Annotated in this window: 12 protein-coding genes; 6 read left to right on the top strand and 6 right to left on the bottom strand. The window is 40.4% G+C overall.

Annotated elements, in window-relative coordinates; genetic code table 11:
- Window positions 1–33: 33 nt before the first annotated feature.
- Window positions 34–969, top strand: a complete 936-nt coding sequence (locus MED121_RS06045) for a LysR family transcriptional regulator (protein WP_009832746.1) — start codon at window positions 34–36, stop codon at window positions 967–969.
- Window positions 970–1,097: 128 nt separating this feature from the next.
- Here MED121_RS06045 and MED121_RS06040 read toward each other — a convergent pair whose 3' ends face one another.
- From MED121_RS06040 to MED121_RS06030, 3 genes are all read right to left on the bottom strand, one after another.
- Window positions 1,098–2,711, bottom strand: coding sequence for a TRAP transporter large permease (locus tag MED121_RS06040; protein WP_009832745.1), 1,614 nt, complete (start codon window positions 2,709–2,711; stop codon window positions 1,098–1,100).
- A 30-nt stretch (window positions 2,712–2,741) separates the two neighbouring features.
- Window positions 2,742–3,419: a TRAP transporter small permease gene (locus MED121_RS06035; RefSeq protein ID WP_009832744.1), complete on the bottom strand. Its 678-nt coding sequence runs from the start codon at window positions 3,417–3,419 to the stop codon at window positions 2,742–2,744.
- A gap of 178 nt (window positions 3,420–3,597) precedes the next feature.
- Window positions 3,598–4,590 carry a TRAP transporter substrate-binding protein gene (locus tag MED121_RS06030; protein WP_009832743.1) on the bottom strand — a complete coding sequence of 331 codons (993 nt, stop codon included), beginning with the start codon at window positions 4,588–4,590 and terminating at the stop codon, window positions 3,598–3,600.
- Between the two features lie 632 nt (window positions 4,591–5,222).
- Between MED121_RS06030 and MED121_RS06025 the strand changes: the two genes are divergently transcribed.
- Entirely contained in the window at window positions 5,223–6,008 is a 786-nt protein-coding gene (locus MED121_RS06025; RefSeq protein ID WP_009832742.1) for a transporter substrate-binding domain-containing protein, read from the top strand.
- Between the two features lie 66 nt (window positions 6,009–6,074).
- Here the strand turns inward: MED121_RS06025 and MED121_RS06020 are convergent, their stop codons facing one another.
- The 3 genes from MED121_RS06020 to MED121_RS06010 form a co-directional block, all read right to left on the bottom strand.
- The gene (locus MED121_RS06020; protein ID WP_009832741.1) at window positions 6,075–8,201 is read right to left on the bottom strand and encodes a GNAT family N-acetyltransferase; all 2,127 of its coding nucleotides are present in this window, start codon (window positions 8,199–8,201) and stop codon (window positions 6,075–6,077) included.
- A gap of 135 nt (window positions 8,202–8,336) precedes the next feature.
- Window positions 8,337–10,376: a methyl-accepting chemotaxis protein gene (locus MED121_RS06015; RefSeq protein ID WP_009832740.1), complete on the bottom strand. Its 2,040-nt coding sequence runs from the start codon at window positions 10,374–10,376 to the stop codon at window positions 8,337–8,339.
- A gap of 295 nt (window positions 10,377–10,671) precedes the next feature.
- Window positions 10,672–12,675 carry a methyl-accepting chemotaxis protein gene (locus MED121_RS06010; protein WP_036178820.1) on the bottom strand — a complete coding sequence of 668 codons (2,004 nt, stop codon included), beginning with the start codon at window positions 12,673–12,675 and terminating at the stop codon, window positions 10,672–10,674.
- 687 nt (window positions 12,676–13,362) lie between these two features.
- On the opposite strand from MED121_RS06010, the gene MED121_RS06005 reads away from it, so the two are divergent.
- From MED121_RS06005 to MED121_RS05990, 4 genes are all read left to right on the top strand, one after another.
- On the top strand, window positions 13,363–14,112 hold the full coding sequence (locus MED121_RS06005; RefSeq protein WP_009832738.1) for a transporter substrate-binding domain-containing protein: 750 nt from the start codon (window positions 13,363–13,365) through the stop codon (window positions 14,110–14,112).
- 86 nt (window positions 14,113–14,198) lie between these two features.
- A complete protein-coding gene (locus tag MED121_RS06000; RefSeq protein WP_009832737.1) occupies window positions 14,199–14,987 on the top strand; it encodes a transporter substrate-binding domain-containing protein in 789 nt (262 codons plus the stop codon).
- Between the two features lie 193 nt (window positions 14,988–15,180).
- The gene (locus MED121_RS05995; protein ID WP_009832736.1) at window positions 15,181–15,441 is read left to right on the top strand and encodes a DUF5062 family protein; all 261 of its coding nucleotides are present in this window, start codon (window positions 15,181–15,183) and stop codon (window positions 15,439–15,441) included.
- 189 nt (window positions 15,442–15,630) lie between these two features.
- The gene (locus MED121_RS05990; protein ID WP_009832735.1) at window positions 15,631–15,984 is read left to right on the top strand and encodes a metalloregulator ArsR/SmtB family transcription factor; all 354 of its coding nucleotides are present in this window, start codon (window positions 15,631–15,633) and stop codon (window positions 15,982–15,984) included.
- Window positions 15,985–15,989: the final 5 nt, after the last annotated feature.

The raw sequence follows: 15,989 nt of genomic DNA, 5'->3' as shown, positions 1-15,989 counted from the left end.
GCTAAACAACCTATTAGAAAAAACTAATGCCTTATGTTTATTTTACCTTCATTTCAATCCTTAAAAATATTTGAATCTGCCGCTAGGTTAGCCAGTTTTACAAAGGCGGCGGATGAGCTGGGAATCAGTCAAGGTGCGGTGAGCCAGCATATTAAGAACTTAGAAGTTCGAGCAGGTTTTGAGGTGTTTGAACGAACTGGACGACGGGTTATTCTCACCTCATCTGGGCAAGTATTATTAGATGCCGTAAAGCATGGATTAGGGCATATTCAACAGACTATTGAAGTTGAAAAGCGCAAAAAACAAACGAATGAAATCGTCATATCAAGCCAACCAGGTTTTGCGATTCGCTGGCTGTTACCGCGTATTATGGCGTTTAATCAGGCTCATCCTAAACTAAAAATCAGTGTGAATACGGTCACTAGCCCACTGGATTTTTCTTTGTATCATGCTCAAGCTGGGCTTTATTATGGCTCAAAAGAAATTAAAGAGGGTGAGACAGCCAAATTGTTTGATGAACACCTTATTCCTGTTTGCTCGGCTAAGTTTGCTGAGCAGCATAAGTTACAACCACCGTTAAATAAAAAACAGCTTGAGAAGTTGGTTAACTTGCCTTTATTGGGTGATTTAAGCCCTGTGCCACCGCCTTTTGATGATACCTGGTCCTATTGGGCTAAAGCAGTCGGAATAGACTTGTCGCTGGATCATATTGACCGACAATCCCAGTCTAATATCACCCTGCAACTGGCTGAGTTAGGCCATGGGATAGCGATAGGGCGAACCTCGTTAGTGATGGATGCGATTCAGGCTGGCAGTTTGATTGCTTTAACTCAGGCTGAGGTAAAGAACCCTTGTTATTATCAATTAGTCTCTAATCCTGCTATGCCAAAAAACAAAGCATTGAACAGCTTCGCCGCTTGGCTTGAAGTGCAATTAAAAGAAATAAGTGAGTTTAAGTTACTGATTTAAAAGTATTAACTTAAGCAAGATTCAAAAGAGCGAATATAAAAAAACGCCATGACAGGGCAGTGTCATGGCGTTTTTATTGCTTAACCAATGATTAAACTCACCATTGGTTAGAGACGATTTGAATAGGACTAATTGATGAGCTCTGGCCCCATAATGCTGTAAGGCAAGTAAGTTGATAGTGCTGGAACATAAGTCACTATGATCAGGAATACCATTAGTACAGCAACGAATGGCATAGCCGCTCTTACGACTTGCGCTAGACTCATACCGGTAATACCTGAGGTCACAAAGAGGTTGAGGCCGATAGGCGGCGTGATCATACCGATTTCCATGTTCACGACCATGATAATACCAAGGTGGATTGGGTCTATGCCAAGTTGCATCGCAATTGGGAAGACAACCGGTGCCACGATAACTAATAGACCCGATGGCTCCATGAACTGACCACCAATCAAGAGAAGTACGTTGACAGCAATCAAGAAGGTGAACCAGTTAAAGCCTACCCCAAGCATCCACTCGGTAATCATTTGCGGAATACGCTCAGAAGAGAGGGTGTGAGCAAACAACAAGGCGTTGGCAATAATGAACATCAACATGATGGTGGTTTTTGTACCATCCAGCATCACCTTACGAGATTCACCACCAAGCAAGGCAGGGAAGAAAGCACGACCCATTTGACCTAGGTTTCTTGCCCAGATAGGTAGACCTGCTAATAAACATTTGAACAAAGGCGCGTTGATCGCATGACCACGTTTGTAAATGTAGAAAATGGCAAGGGCGACACCCATTATTAGACCCCAGATAGCTCTATCACCCGAGGTAATGGTTTCGCTATCTGCTAGTGCGAAGAAGGAAAGAATTTCCCACACCAAGAAGAAAGAAACCCCATAAACACTGCCATTAAAGCCAACACGGGCAATGGCTGAATCCGACTCTTCTACCCAAGGGGTATTTTTAAGTGGCCCCATATCACGGTAAACAAAAAGCGCGATAAAGATAGAGTAAATTGCCGCAACGACCGCCGCTTCTGTTGGCGTGAAAACGCCCCCATAGATACCACCCATGATAATAACCACAAGGAACAAGCCCCAGCCCGCTTCTTTACCGCCGCGAACAATATTGCCAAACCCTTTCCAAGGTTCTGCTGGAAGTCCTTTAATACGCGCAACCACATAGATGGCAAGCATCAACATACCGCCGGCTAATAGGCCTGGAAATACCCCCGCTAGGAACATACGACCAACAGATACGTCGGTTGCAGCCGCGTACACTACCATTACGATAGAAGGTGGGATCAAAATACCCAAGGTACCTGCATTGGCGATAACACCTGAGGCGAATTCTTTTGAGTAACCTACTTGGCGCATCCCCGCAATGGCGATGGTACCGATAGCCACTACGGTTGCAGGCGATGAACCTGATAAAGCGGCAAACATCATACAAGCGAGTACCGATGCCATGGCCAAACCACCACGGAAGTGACCCACTGCGGCAATCGCAAAGTTAATCAGTCGTTTCGCCACACCACCTGTAGACATAAAAGACGATGCCAAGATAAAAAACGGGATCGCAAGTAAGGTGTAATGCTGGCCTGCTCCAAATAAGGATAGGGCGATTGATGATAATGAATCGTGAGAGAAAAAGGTCACGAATAAGATAGAAGATAGACCTAAAGATATACCAACAGGTACCCCGATAAAGAGTAACCCTAGCACTAGGCCGAATAAAATTAATGATTCCACAACGAGCTCCTTAGCCGCAAGTTAGATAGGTTAGTCTTTTAAAACGTCTTTATTTTCGTCAACCAGATCTTGTGCTTCATGACCACTGATCAGCATGTCTCTTTCGCCTTTATAAATGGCGATGAAAGCTTGGATCGAGCGGAAGCAAAGCATGGCTAAACTTATGGGTAAGATCACCAAGACTAACCAGCGGTGAACACGGGGTTTAATGTCTAATAACTCTTGCAGGAACACAGGGTATCTTAACTCTTCAGAGCCAATGCCGATCTTGAACATCTTGCTCCAGTATTCGATGGCGCCGCCTCTTACTTCAACATTCAGTAGGGTTAGCCAGGTAGAATCTAGCAGGATAAAACCATACATCATGGCGGCGAATGCACCTGTGAGAGAGAGCACTTTACGGGCTTTTGAAGGAACCGCATTAAGCACAATATCCACCCCTAAGTGTAAACCGGTTTTGATGCCGTAACTCATGCCCAATAGGATTAACCATGAAAACGCGATGGTGGTAAATTCGAGTGCCGCATGCCAGCCAGTATTAAAGCCATAACGGGCAATAACCTGTCCAAACGAAACGAGCATGATGGAGGTAATAACCAAAACCATGAGGTTTTCTTCAGCCTTATCCACGGCGTTTGGATAGCGCTTCTCTAATCCCCAGAGAATCAGAATAAATAGTAATAGATAGAAGTGTGGCCAATATGCCATGACAGTCTCCAGACTCGTATTCAGATAGACGGTAACTTAAAACGGACCTTACCCCACGGATCGAGTCAGCATGGGATAAGGCCAAACATGTGTGTACTTTTAGTGCTTAATGGAGATAAAACAGTACACAAAACTGGGTGAAAGGTAGGAGATGAAGGCCCTACCTTTCATTAGCAGGTTAGGATTCAGCTGCTGCTTTGACTAGGTCTTTACCGATATATTTATCAAATTGAGACCAAACTGGCTTCATAGTATCAACCCACTCTTGACGTTGAGCTGGTGTAAGGGAGTTAATCTTACCGCCTGCTTTCAAGATGTTGGCACGGTTAGCTGCTTCTTTTGCTTTAACCGATTGGTTTGCTTCTTGAGTGACGTCATTGGCAATTTGCATAAACTGAGTACGAGTGCTGCTATCTAGACTGTCCAGGAACTCAGAAGAGGTCATGAACAAGTAAGCCAATAGCTGGTGGTTGGTTTCAGTGACACTGTCTTGTACTTCAAAGAATTTCTTAGTGTAAATGTTAGACCAAGTATTTTCTTGACCATCTACAACGCCTGTTTGTAGCGCGCCGTATACTTCTGAGAAAGACATCGCTTGTGGTGAACCACCCATTGCCGAAATCATCTGCTTAGCAACATCAGAGGTTTGTACACGGAATTTCAAGCCTTTAGCATCACTTGGTACTTCAAGTTTTTTGTTGGCTGAGAAGTATTTCATGCCAGACATCCAGTAACCTAAGCCAACAAAGCCCGCGTACTCATCCATTTCGGTTAGTAGCTCTTTACCTTCGGTTGATTGGGTGAAACGAATAGCATGGTCCATATCTTTAAAGATGAAAGGTAGATCGAAAACCCCATACTTGTCTGTATAAGAACCGAATTTAGATAGGGAAGGCGCTAATAATTGAACATCGCCAAGTAGCAGTGCTTCTAGCTCTTTACTGTCACCAAACAAAGTCGAGTTTGGATAGAGTTCTACGCATAGTTTACCGTTCATTTCTTTGTTAACACGGTCTGCGAACTTGTTAGAGGCAACCACTTTAGGGTGAGTTGTACCGCCTGTTACATGGCTAAACTTTACAACACGTTCACCTGATTCGCAGCTTGCTTGAGCACCAGTGGCAGCAAGTGTTAGAACGGCAGCAGAAAGAGCAAGATTAAATTTTTTCATTTTTATTAGACTCCGACAGGATACTTATTATTGTTTGTCTGTATTGGTCAAAAGAGACATAAGACGCCTTCTCTATTTGGCCATTATTGCCTTATACATCTGTGTAAATGGCAGATAACTTTCTGTGTTACGTCCTGTCTATAGCAGAATAAATGCCAACTTTTTAACATCTTATTAACCTATTGAAAATAAAGGAAAATATTATTTAAGTAGGTTAAAGGTTATATTTTTTAATGGCGGGCTTGGGTGTAAATTGACTCATCTAGATTATTTTAATGGGTGGAATGCCACCCATGATAAAAATATATTCACGTTCATTTTGTTATTGGTTGGTAAGCTATTGATTTGATAGCTTAAAAAAATGTATTTAGAAAAGGGAGAGTTGAATCTCTTGTAAATACTAATGGGGAACTGAACGTTTAGAGGCCATGGATTATGGCAAGGTAAGTAATGGGGGTAAATTCACCCAAAAAATTATTATAATAAAATCAATTGTTTAAGGTTAATGTTTTGAACTTTCTTAGTTAATTTTAATAAACTGAGTATCAATCTAATAAAACATTAAGTTTTTACATAAAAGGCTAATTTAGTCTTAATGGTTTTACCTTGAATTGACTATGCTTTAAGAGAGAATGAAATTGATTAGTGGGTTTTCTATGAAAATGTCTCGTATTACTCGTTTAATTTTCTGCAAACTATTATGTGTGTCGGTATTGAGTTTAGGGCTAGTCTCTTATAGCAAGGCAGACCCTTTGGTACTGCTCGCTGATCACTTTCCTCCTTATGAATTTGCTAACCCCATGGGTAAAGCATTAGGGTTTGATGTTGAGGTGATCGATCAAGTTTTCAAAGCTATTAATGTGGATGTGCAGTTTAAATTTGTACCTTGGAATCGAGTCATTAATACAGTTAAAAAAGGGGACGCTGCCGGTTACTTCTCTTGTGCCTATAAGGCAGAGAGAGAGGCTTACTCTTATTACTCAGATGTTCTAAGCACAGCAACACAGGGTATTATTGTTAAGCGAAGTTATGATGTATCTGGGGTTCGTTACGTATCGGATTTAAAAGACATACGCATAGGTTCTGTAGAAGGCTATGCGGCAAATAAATATTTAGATGAAGCGGGCATTAAATTTGAAAAAGTAGGGCATATTAGTAATGCTTTTCCCATGCTCTCACGTGATCGTATTGATGGGTTATTTTTAAGTCTAGAGGCGGCAATGTATCTAGCATCTGAAGCAGGTCTTAGTGATCAATTAGCCTATATTCCAATGCAAGATATTCCTGTTAGAAAGTATTACCTCTGCTTTAGCAACCAGTTAGAAAACTATAAAGAAATCGCAGCGAGATTTAATCAAAAGCTAGCTGAGTTTAGAGAAGATGGGACCTATGAAATGATTCATGACAGGTACCGTTAATCAAAACTGGTTTCTTAACAGAATCGAAAAAGTTTGAGTTGAACGTTGTTAACGTTCATGTTGAGTTTATAGAAGGTTAAGCGCCACAGACTGCCTAAGCGCCTTGTCTATGGCCTTTTTCGAGAGCAGATTAAATTGAGTAAAGTTAGCCGCTCTTATTGGCTTTAATGCCGCTTCCTCCAACAGTGCCATTTCTTGGGCTTGGCCCATTTCTTTTTTTGCTATAACGCTACGATACAACTGAGCTCTAATGGTTTCATAGGGTCTGTGGTGATGGGCAAAGAGGTTAAGGTCTTGTATATCTTTTGCAGCTTCAAGTGCTTTAAAAGTGCTCATTTCTAATGGTGAAAATTGGTAATGGCTAGCACTGTTTTGCTTTAAAGCTTGGGCAAGTTTGCCATCAATTTCAGGATAATCTCTTTCTAAATTTTGCTTAAGATTGGATAGATAGAAAGCGTGATAAAGACAGGCTTGCTGTTCTGCTTTGCTATTTAACGGTTTTAGCATCATCACTGAATAACAGCCACTTGCTTGATCTCTTGCTGTTCCTAAGCGAACGCAAATAAATCCATTTTTTTGCCAAAAATTCACTACATCAAAAGTGGCGGCAAAACTCGCTGATAAAAAGTCGATCTTATCTTCTATCCCTGTCTGGCCGATTTTCGTGAGTAGCTTGCTGGCATACCCTTGCTGTTGTAAATGGCTTTGGCTGGCAATACGACTGATACGCCAGTAACTATAATCACCCGCATCTAAATGACCTTCATGGGCTAATAAAGATTGAGGTAGAAGGTGTCCTCTTGGTCGTCTAATTCCCTCTGCAACGGCTTTAGCCAGAGTTGCTTCTAATAGACCTTCTTCACTGATGATAGCTGTAGAAATAAGCTGGTTTTGATCTTTCATTAACCAGGTGTTAACACTGGGGTCATCCAAAATCCACCTTATATCATTAGGTGAGGTTTGGTAGTGTGCACTTACTAACAGATTGAAGCAGCTTTCTAGGCTAAGGTAATATTTTTGCCAATCCTTATGATGAATCTGTTGATATAGAGGGGCTTTATGCACAGCGTTTGTTTGGGGTGAGTCGCTATCCTGCTGTAGTAATAGTTGATTGATAAAAGCTTCTAACGGATCGTCGCTTTGCCAGCGTATAGGTTTAGTTAGTTCAAGCTGTTCAAAGGACTGACTCTTCGTTTTGAGGTAAGTTTTAAATTTAAGGCCAAAGCCTTTGCCAGCCCCTTCATAACCATGGTCGGTTGATGAAAAAACTAGCTGATGATAGTGCTCAAATAAGGCTTTAAGCATAGGTAAAGGAAGGGCTGCTGCTTCATCAACAATTAATACATCTATGTCTTGCGGTGTGTGTATCAAGCTATCAGGTGAGTAGAATAATCCTTTGTGTGTTTCTGCTTGAAGGGCTTTTTGATAGCTTAATTCTACTTGGGTAAGAGCGGCCTTGTTAGGGCCTGTTATAGCAAGCTTAATATCACCTTTAGTTTGATGTATTTTAGCTAACGCTATACCCAGTGCTGTGGACTTTCCTCGTCCTCGATGGGCGATTATTAAGCGACTTGAAAACACTGGCTGATTGGCTTTCTTTTTGGCATGTGCATTTAGCGAAAACTCAACAAGCGCTTGAATCAGTTTTGTTTGCTCATCAGTGGCAACTAACCCTTGATTGGCTGCTATTTTTGGAAGAGGTGAGTCAGGTAAATCATTAGCAGATACTTTTCGCAGCTGAACATGGCTAGAATTTAATTTATGCCAAAAGACGTGTTTAAAATTTGCGAGAGCATCTTTTGATGTTAATGGCCAAGGCAAATATTTTGCCTGTTCAATATCCTCTTGATTGAACCAAGTTTCTTGGTTTCTTAAGGATAAAACTAACACACCACCTCCCTTAATTGTGCCTGCTATCAGGCTAATGGCAGAAGCGGATAAGCCTTCTTCTATATCTAGAAAAACTGCTTCGTGGCTTTGCCCTAAAACTTGCTTAAGATTTTTGTTGGGAATACGAAGACAAGTTTCTAACTTAGGATGCTTAATTGGATTAAATACATCAAGATCCGGTGCGGCTAAAATAGGCTGGCGCGCGTTTTTACTCAGGCTGAAAAAGTACGCAAGACACGCATCAAGATCGCCTTCAAGGAGTAAAAAGTGACGATGATGTTGAGCAGGGTTGATGTCTGGCATAAGGCAGGAGTTAGTCGATAAGCATAAGATGCCTAATCATACTCGCCCATCTAGCTTGTGCTCAAGCAAGATAAGAATCTAAATGCGTAAAGAAAAGGCCTAGCACAATAGTGAGCTAGGCCTTAGTTCTATCTTTTATTTTAGTTTGAAAGAGCTTAAATCTTGTTGTAATTGCTGGCTTAACGCTTTGATATTTTGACTGTGTTGGCCTGATATCTCAGCTTGAGTGAAGGTTTCGCTGGAGCTGGTTTTCATTTCAAGACTACTGCTACGTATTTGGCCTGATGCCGCGCTTTGTTCCTCTGTGGAAGCTGCTACAGAAGACATTCTCGCTTCAACCGTACTAATAGAAGATTGAATTTGAGCCAGTAGTTGACCTGCTTTACTGGCTTTTTCAACACTGTCAGCCACTTGTTCACTGCCAGAGGCCATGCTGCTAACTGCCGATTGGCTGTTTTGTTGTAGGCTATCCACAACTTTGCGAATCTCTTCGGTAGATTGTTGTGTTCTCTGAGCTAATACTCTAACTTCGTCAGCAACAACGGCAAAACCTCGACCTTGTTCACCGGCACGCGCGGCTTCTATCGCCGCATTCAAAGCCAGTAGATTAGTTTGTTCTGCAATCGCATTAATCACATCGACCACATCACCAATGCTTTTACTATTCGCTTCGACTTCTTGAATAACATCCGAAGCATGGGTGAAGGCATTAGCAAGCTCTCCTACCGTGGTTTTCACCTCTATCATGGCATCATTACCATGATTAGTGACCACACGGGCATTGACAGTTTCTTCGGATACTTCATTCGCTGTATTCGCCACATGTTCAATTGAAGTGGCAACCTGATCAATCGCAGACGCAACCTGTAAGCTTTCAAGCTCGTTTTTACTGGATTGTTGTTTGAGTTGGTGGTTAGCCTGGTCAATGGAATGAGAGGACTCGATCAACAATTCACTTGAGTTTCTTACCTGAGTAATAACGCCGATAAGACCATCTCGCATAGCCGTAATATCTCGTTTTAATAGGTCCATTTCATTTTCACTGGCGCGGCTATTTAAGGCTTTAAAGCGGAAGTCTAGCTGGCCTTTACCTAGCTGCTCTAAACCTTGGGTGATTTCTTTCATAGGTTTAAGTGAGCGGCGAATAATGAACCAAAGCAGCGCTGAAAGCAGCAAGGCACCGATAGCAGACAAAATACCTAGCTTAATGATATTGCTTACAATAATGCCTTGATATTCATCACTGTAGAGTTTGATCGCCACTACCCAGTTCCAGCCTTCTACTCTTTGATAGACGGCTTTCGCGTTTTCTACTTCTTGATCTCGTCCTGCTATTTTTGCCTGATAAGTGATACTGCCATGCTCATCTTGATACATTTTTGCAAAGGTTGTTTTTAGATCTGGTAAAACTTGATATAAGTTTTTGCCCGCTAATGAAGGGTGTAGAAGCAATTGTGCTTCATTTTTACCCGTATCTGTTATAAAAACATAGCCAGATGAGCCAAAGGTGAGCTTGCCAAGGGAATGGTTTATTTCATCTAAGATATCATCATAGGCAACGCCAATATAAAGAATGGCAATGGTCTTACCGGCTTTAACAAGGGGAAGGTATTTGGTCATGTAATTCTTGTTGAACAAAAAGGCTTTTCCCACATAAGCTTGACCGGAAATTAGCGCTTGATAACCCGGGTGTTGTTTGCCTAAATAGGTGCCTATCGCTCTGTTTCCATTCTCTTTTTTAAGCGAAGTTGTTGCCCTTAGAAAATCATCTCCATCACGTACAAAAATTGTTGCAGTGGCGCCTGTTGCTTGGGTAAATTGATCAATTTTTTTGTAGTTTAGGTTAAGGGTTTCACCGCTTAAGCTAACAAGAGGGCTATCTATTGAGCCAATTTTGATCGTTTTATTAGGATTAACGTCTATGTCTTTAAATTCGTTATTCAATACGGCAGATAAGGTGTGCGTCATTTGCATTATTGCTTCAAATCTTGCTTCAAGCTGTGAGGCAATTAGGCTAACTTCTTTTACTTGATGGGTATCTGAAACCTGATTAATTTCTTTATAAAATACAATAGAAACAACCAGTAAAAAGATTGAGATGGCGAGAACAACACTTAAAAGCGCACTAACGCTTAGCTGTCTTGGCAGTGACCAGCGAGAGTAAAAATTAAACATTACCTATCCTTTGTATGATGAATATCGCTTTAAATGAGAATGATTATCAACTAATAATTTATATTGAATTCTTCTAACTGTAAATAACAAACAGTTACAAAATAGGGGCAATCTTACATTTTTGATTATTTATTGCACTATAAAAACGATTAATTTTAATAAAAATTTCTTTTAGAACAATAAGGTAAGTTTTAGGTAAGTATTAAGAGAGGAAGACTGCTTGTTAAGGAAAGAAGTTAGATATCATGTTTGGAACAGCTAAAGGTCTTTATAGAAGACCCTTAGCTATGTGTTGTTAGCTGATTTCAAAAGTACTTAAATCCCTTTGCAATTGATTCGTAAGTTGTTTGATATCGGCTGTATGTTGAGAGGATGACTCCGCTTGGCTAAAGGTTTCGCTGGCACTATTTTTAAGCGAAAGGGTGCTCACCTTAATTTGTGAACTGGCGACGCTTTGTTCTTCGGTGGAAGCGGCAACCGAGCCCATACGTACCTCAACTTCGCTGATAGAGCTTTGAATCTGAGTTAATAATTGCCCAGCGTCAGCCACTTTATCTATGCTTTCTAATACTTGTTGATTGCCCTTAGCCATATTATCAACGGCTGCTTGAGTATTGGTTTGCAGCTTTTCAACCACTTGGCGTATTTGCTCAGTGGAAGATTGAGTACGTTGGGCCAGTACTCGAACCTCATCTGCCACCACAGCAAAACCACGGCCTTGTTCGCCTGCCCTTGCTGCTTCTATGGCTGCATTGAGTGCAAGCAGATTGGTTTGTTCTGCAATACCATTAATTGTATCCACAACCTCTCCAATTCCTTGGCTGTTTTCTTCCACCTCTTTGATGATATCTGATGCTTGATGAAAGGCCTGGGATAATTGAGCTACGGTCGTTTCAACTGCTTGCATAGCCGTATTGCCTTCACTGGAAATGATACTGGCGTTAGTGGTTTCTTGGGATACCTGATTCGAATTGTTTGCGACTTCTTCAATCGATTGGGCAACTTGAGCAATGGCAGATGCTACATGCAAGCTCTCCTGCTCACTATGGCTTGCTTGGCTTTTTAATTGGGAATTTGCATTATTAATAGAGTCTGAGGATGAGATCAATCTTTCACTGGAAGTCCTAACCTGCTTAACCACCATAATTAGACCATCTCGCATTGCTGTAATGTCTCGTTTTAATAAATCGATTTCATTACGACTTGAACGGTGGTTAAGGGATTTAAAGCGAAAAGTAAGTTGTCCTTTACCAAGTTTATAAAGACCTTTAGTAATCTCTTTCATGGGGGCCAATGCGCAGGCAATTTGCAAACATAAAGCCAAGCTTAAAAGTGCAGCGCCGATAATGCTGATAATGATGATGGGCATAAGCTTTTCTTGGATGGTGGCTGAATATTCATCTTCATAGGTTTTAAGTACAGCGACCCAGTTCCAACCTGCTACTTGATGAAAAAACACCTTTGAAGGCCTTGCTGTATCACCTTTGCCTGTAATTTTTAATGAATAAACGGTACTGCCTTTTTCTGCTTGATAGAGTTGTGCGAAGGTGTCTTTTAGGTCTGGGAAAAGGCTATAGAGGCGCTTGCCAACTAAACTTGGATGTATGGTGAGTAGCGATTCTTTGTCGCCTGTATCTGTGACATAAATATAACCAGATAAGCCTATTTTTATAGCACCAATTTTTGCTTGAATATTGGCAAGTGCATCCGAGTAATCGAAGTAGGTGACAAGGAGTGTATTTTCTTCAATTTTGGGTGACTCAAGTCGTTGAAAATTAACTAAATAATGAGATTGGTTAAAAGACAGTTTCTTTTCAACCTTATTGCCTTGGGATAAGAGGCTAAGCTCACTTTCAGTTAAATTAAGTGTTTTTAAGCTGGCTGGAAGATCAATATTACCCAGAACCTCTTTATAGGCATTGTCTTTATATGCAAAGAGGCTGAGCTTTAGCTCTGTGCCCTTGGTTATTTGATTTAAATATTGCGAGTCGAGAGGGGCTTGGTTTAACCAAAAGATTGGGCTGTTGCCTTGCTGCTTTATGATTAATGGCGAAAGACCTTGGATAGCGGCTTGTGTGAGGAGGTTCGCACTTATTTGGATCCCCTTAAAATCAGACTCTAATTGTTGTGCAATCAGACTAATTTCTTGAGATTGATGGTCATTGGCAATTTCATCAATGGCGTGATTAAAGACCCTTGAGATCAACAATAATAATAACAAAATAAAGAGTGACACTGAGATAAGCGCACCTAAGCCTAACTGCTTGGGTAATGACATCCTTTTTAACGAGAAATTCATGTGGTCTTCCATTTTGGTTAAGTAAGAAAAATTCACAGCGCCAAGTTGGGTGACGCCATTGCAAAATCAGTGTGTCATTTAGGCTCATTTATCCACTCTTGTGCTGGGGCTGTTATCTTTCGATAACATCGTGGGGGAATAAGCCTTGCCTTCGTTGTTTATAAATTAATTAGTTGTCTATAAATTAAACAGCAATATAAGTGTAATCTTCCTTATTGAAGCTCTCATCGTATATTCATTTTTTGTGTTATTTGATTGATCTTAATCATAAAATCAGCGGATTAATTAGCTTTTTTTTACTTCTTTTATCGTCTCAATCAAGGTTGGGTTTATTGACAGAAGAGGCAAAATTTAAAAGAGAAAACCAACGATTTTTTAAGAATGATTAATCGTTATTTTTGGTTACTAATGGCCCAATAAGGCTGACAGCCTCTATACCTATTACTTATGCTAGACGTACTCAAAGGTCGTCTGTGAGTAATTCGCAGCTTCCTTCGGTTGCGCGGTTTATAATTGATGTGTCGCTCATGAATACCTTGCTAAGCGAGAGTCATCTTTGCTTAGTTTTGAATGAATAGCCGTTTTTTTGATAATTAATAGATATAAAAGGCATGGGAAATACGAGATATCCAATCTGAAAAACGACAGGTTAGGTTTATAAAAATTGGTTTTTAAAGGGCAGCACCTATGAAAGGTAAACAGAAATCTATTTGCTTAAGTGTTTTTGTTTTCGTCTTAATGACCTTGCCAATAGCGAGTAAGGCTCAGTCTTTGCTGGTAGGAACAGGTGAATTCCCCCCTTATATTAGTGCCACTGAAGAAGGTGGAGGGCCTATTGCTCAAATTGTTAGACAAGCTTTTTTAAACGTTGGCATTGATATACAAGCCCGTTATTTACCATGGAACCGCTCTTATGCAATGGCCCGTGACCTTAAGCTTGATGCAAGCTTTCCTTGGTCTCCCAATATCCAGCGTAGCAGTGATTTTTATTTTTCCGATCCTCTCTATCGATTTCAACGAAGAGGCTATGTACTGGCTGGCTCAAAGTTAAATATCTTTAAGGATGACAATATTCAAATGTGTCATCCCATTGGTTATGAGCGTTTAGGCTATGAAAGTGAACTATTAAAGGATAATCGCGCCAGCTTAATCGAAACGCCGGATATGGCTCAATGTTTTGTCATGCTTAAAGCAAAAAGAGTGGATATCGTGGTGAGTGAGACAAGAGAGAGCCAAGAATATATTAAGAAAATTTTTGCGTCACCTGATGACGTCATTCGTTTAGAGCAGGTATTTCATGAATATGATAATCACCTTGTTGTTTCTAAAAAGCACCCTGATGCTGCAAAAATATTGCAGCAGTTTAACCAAGGGTTGCAGCAGCTAAAGCTGTCAGGAAGGTATCAAGAGATAATCCAAGCCAGTAAATTAAATTGATAAAATAGGGACATTTGTCAATTTTTTTGAGAGAGTAATAGCTTAAGCGAGTTTTTAGGTGTTCATTTTTTATCACTGAGGAAACCATGTTTAAGTTCTTTGTTGGCAAATTAAAGCCTTATCTATCTAGTTTAAGACGCCGCCTCGGTCTCTTTGTTTTCTTTTGCTTTACCCTTAACCTACCCGTTTCTGCTTCCTCGTTAACATTAAGTACAGGTGAGTTTTTACCTTATACTTCAGAAAGTCTCAAAATGGGAGGTCCCTTATCCCAAATTGTCATTGCCGCGTTAGCAAAGAGTAATCATAAGGTAGAACTGCTTTTTACCCCTTGGAAACGGACATATAAACTCGCCGAAAATAATCGAGTTGATGGGTCCTTTCCTTGGTCAGTTAAAGCTGAGCGACAGTTGCATTTTTTATATTCAAAGCCGTTATTTATCTTCGAACATAGAGCATTTTCTCTTAGTGGAACTGAGGTGAATTTAGCGAAAACGGCGACCAAAGGAAGTATCAATCTGTGTCGACCGCAAGGTTATACGCTTCATGGGTTAGCAGAGGAGCTTATTGCAACAGGCGTTGCTCAGCATTTCGTGCCGCCTGATGTCGAAAACTGTTTTGAAATGCTTAAAATCGGTAGAGTCGATATTGTGGTCGTCGATCGATTGGAAGGGATTGAAATGATAGGCAAACTCTTTTCTAATCCTGATGAAGTCAAAATGTTGGACAAGGTTATCCATAAATACTCAAATCATTTCATTATTTCTAAACAACACCCTCAAGCAAACGCATTAATAAAGGACTTTAATAAGGGCCTAGATCAAATGATGGAAACAGGTGAATATCAAACAATACTCTTTGATGAATTAGGTTTGTAATTTTGCTTTAGTGCCACAAGAGCTTCATTTATGAGGCTTTTTTCATTTAGGCCTGAGTGTAATCTATTCTATAATTATCTTTATCGGTCAGTCGAAACTCGATAGAGTATCAACTAAGGAATGATTAACTTATTGTTTTTAAGTTTGGTCTAAATGGATTCAGTAAATAGCGTTGCCTTTTGGAGAGTACTAAATGAAAAAGATTAAAAATGAGGCCCAATTAGCGAAAAAAGCGGTTGAAGTGGGCGAAAAGTATGCTCTAAAACGAGGTTATTCAGGCTTTAGCGCCACTATGTCAGCTAATGAAAAAGTGGAAGCCTTATATCGCTTATTAGTATTGGATAAATTGTTAGTGGCTTTGCCACCAGATAAAGAAGACCTGCCTAACATGAAACACAAACTCGCACTTTGGATTCAAAAAGTGCTACCTAAAGATGACCCGTTACTTGCCTAGCCAAATTTTAAGATGATCTGAGTTGAACTTGGGTCATCTGCACTTTCCGCTCATTCCTCAATTAATCACTGCTTTTATCTGATCTTTATTGGGTATTTATCTAGTTCGTATTTAATTTCTCTTGAATATATGTTTTTACATATATATGATAATTCGAATATCTGAAAAATCATATATAAGGAATCGCATTTGGATGCCATCACATTATTAAAGTGTCTAGGGGACTCGACTCGTTTACGTATCTTACTACTGACGCTAGAAGAGTCGGAGTTATGTGTGTGCGAACTTGTCGAAGCCTTAGAGCTAAGCCAGCCCAAAATATCTAGGCATCTTGCCCTAATGAAAACAGCTAACCTTTTGAACGATAGACGTCAGGGGCAATGGATTCATTACCGCATAAATGACGCTTTACCTAAATGGGCATTAAACATTATTGATAATGCGGCAGAAGGTTATCAAGAAGAGTTAGCATTTGATAAAGCACGGTTGGCAAAAATGGGTGATAGACCTGAACGTGTCATAAAGTGCTGTAACAATGATTAAAAACT

This window comes from Marinomonas sp. MED121 (assembly GCF_000153025.1).
Lineage (GTDB): Bacteria > Pseudomonadota > Gammaproteobacteria > Pseudomonadales > Marinomonadaceae > Marinomonas.
This window is presented reverse-complemented; position numbering and strand designations above follow the sequence as displayed.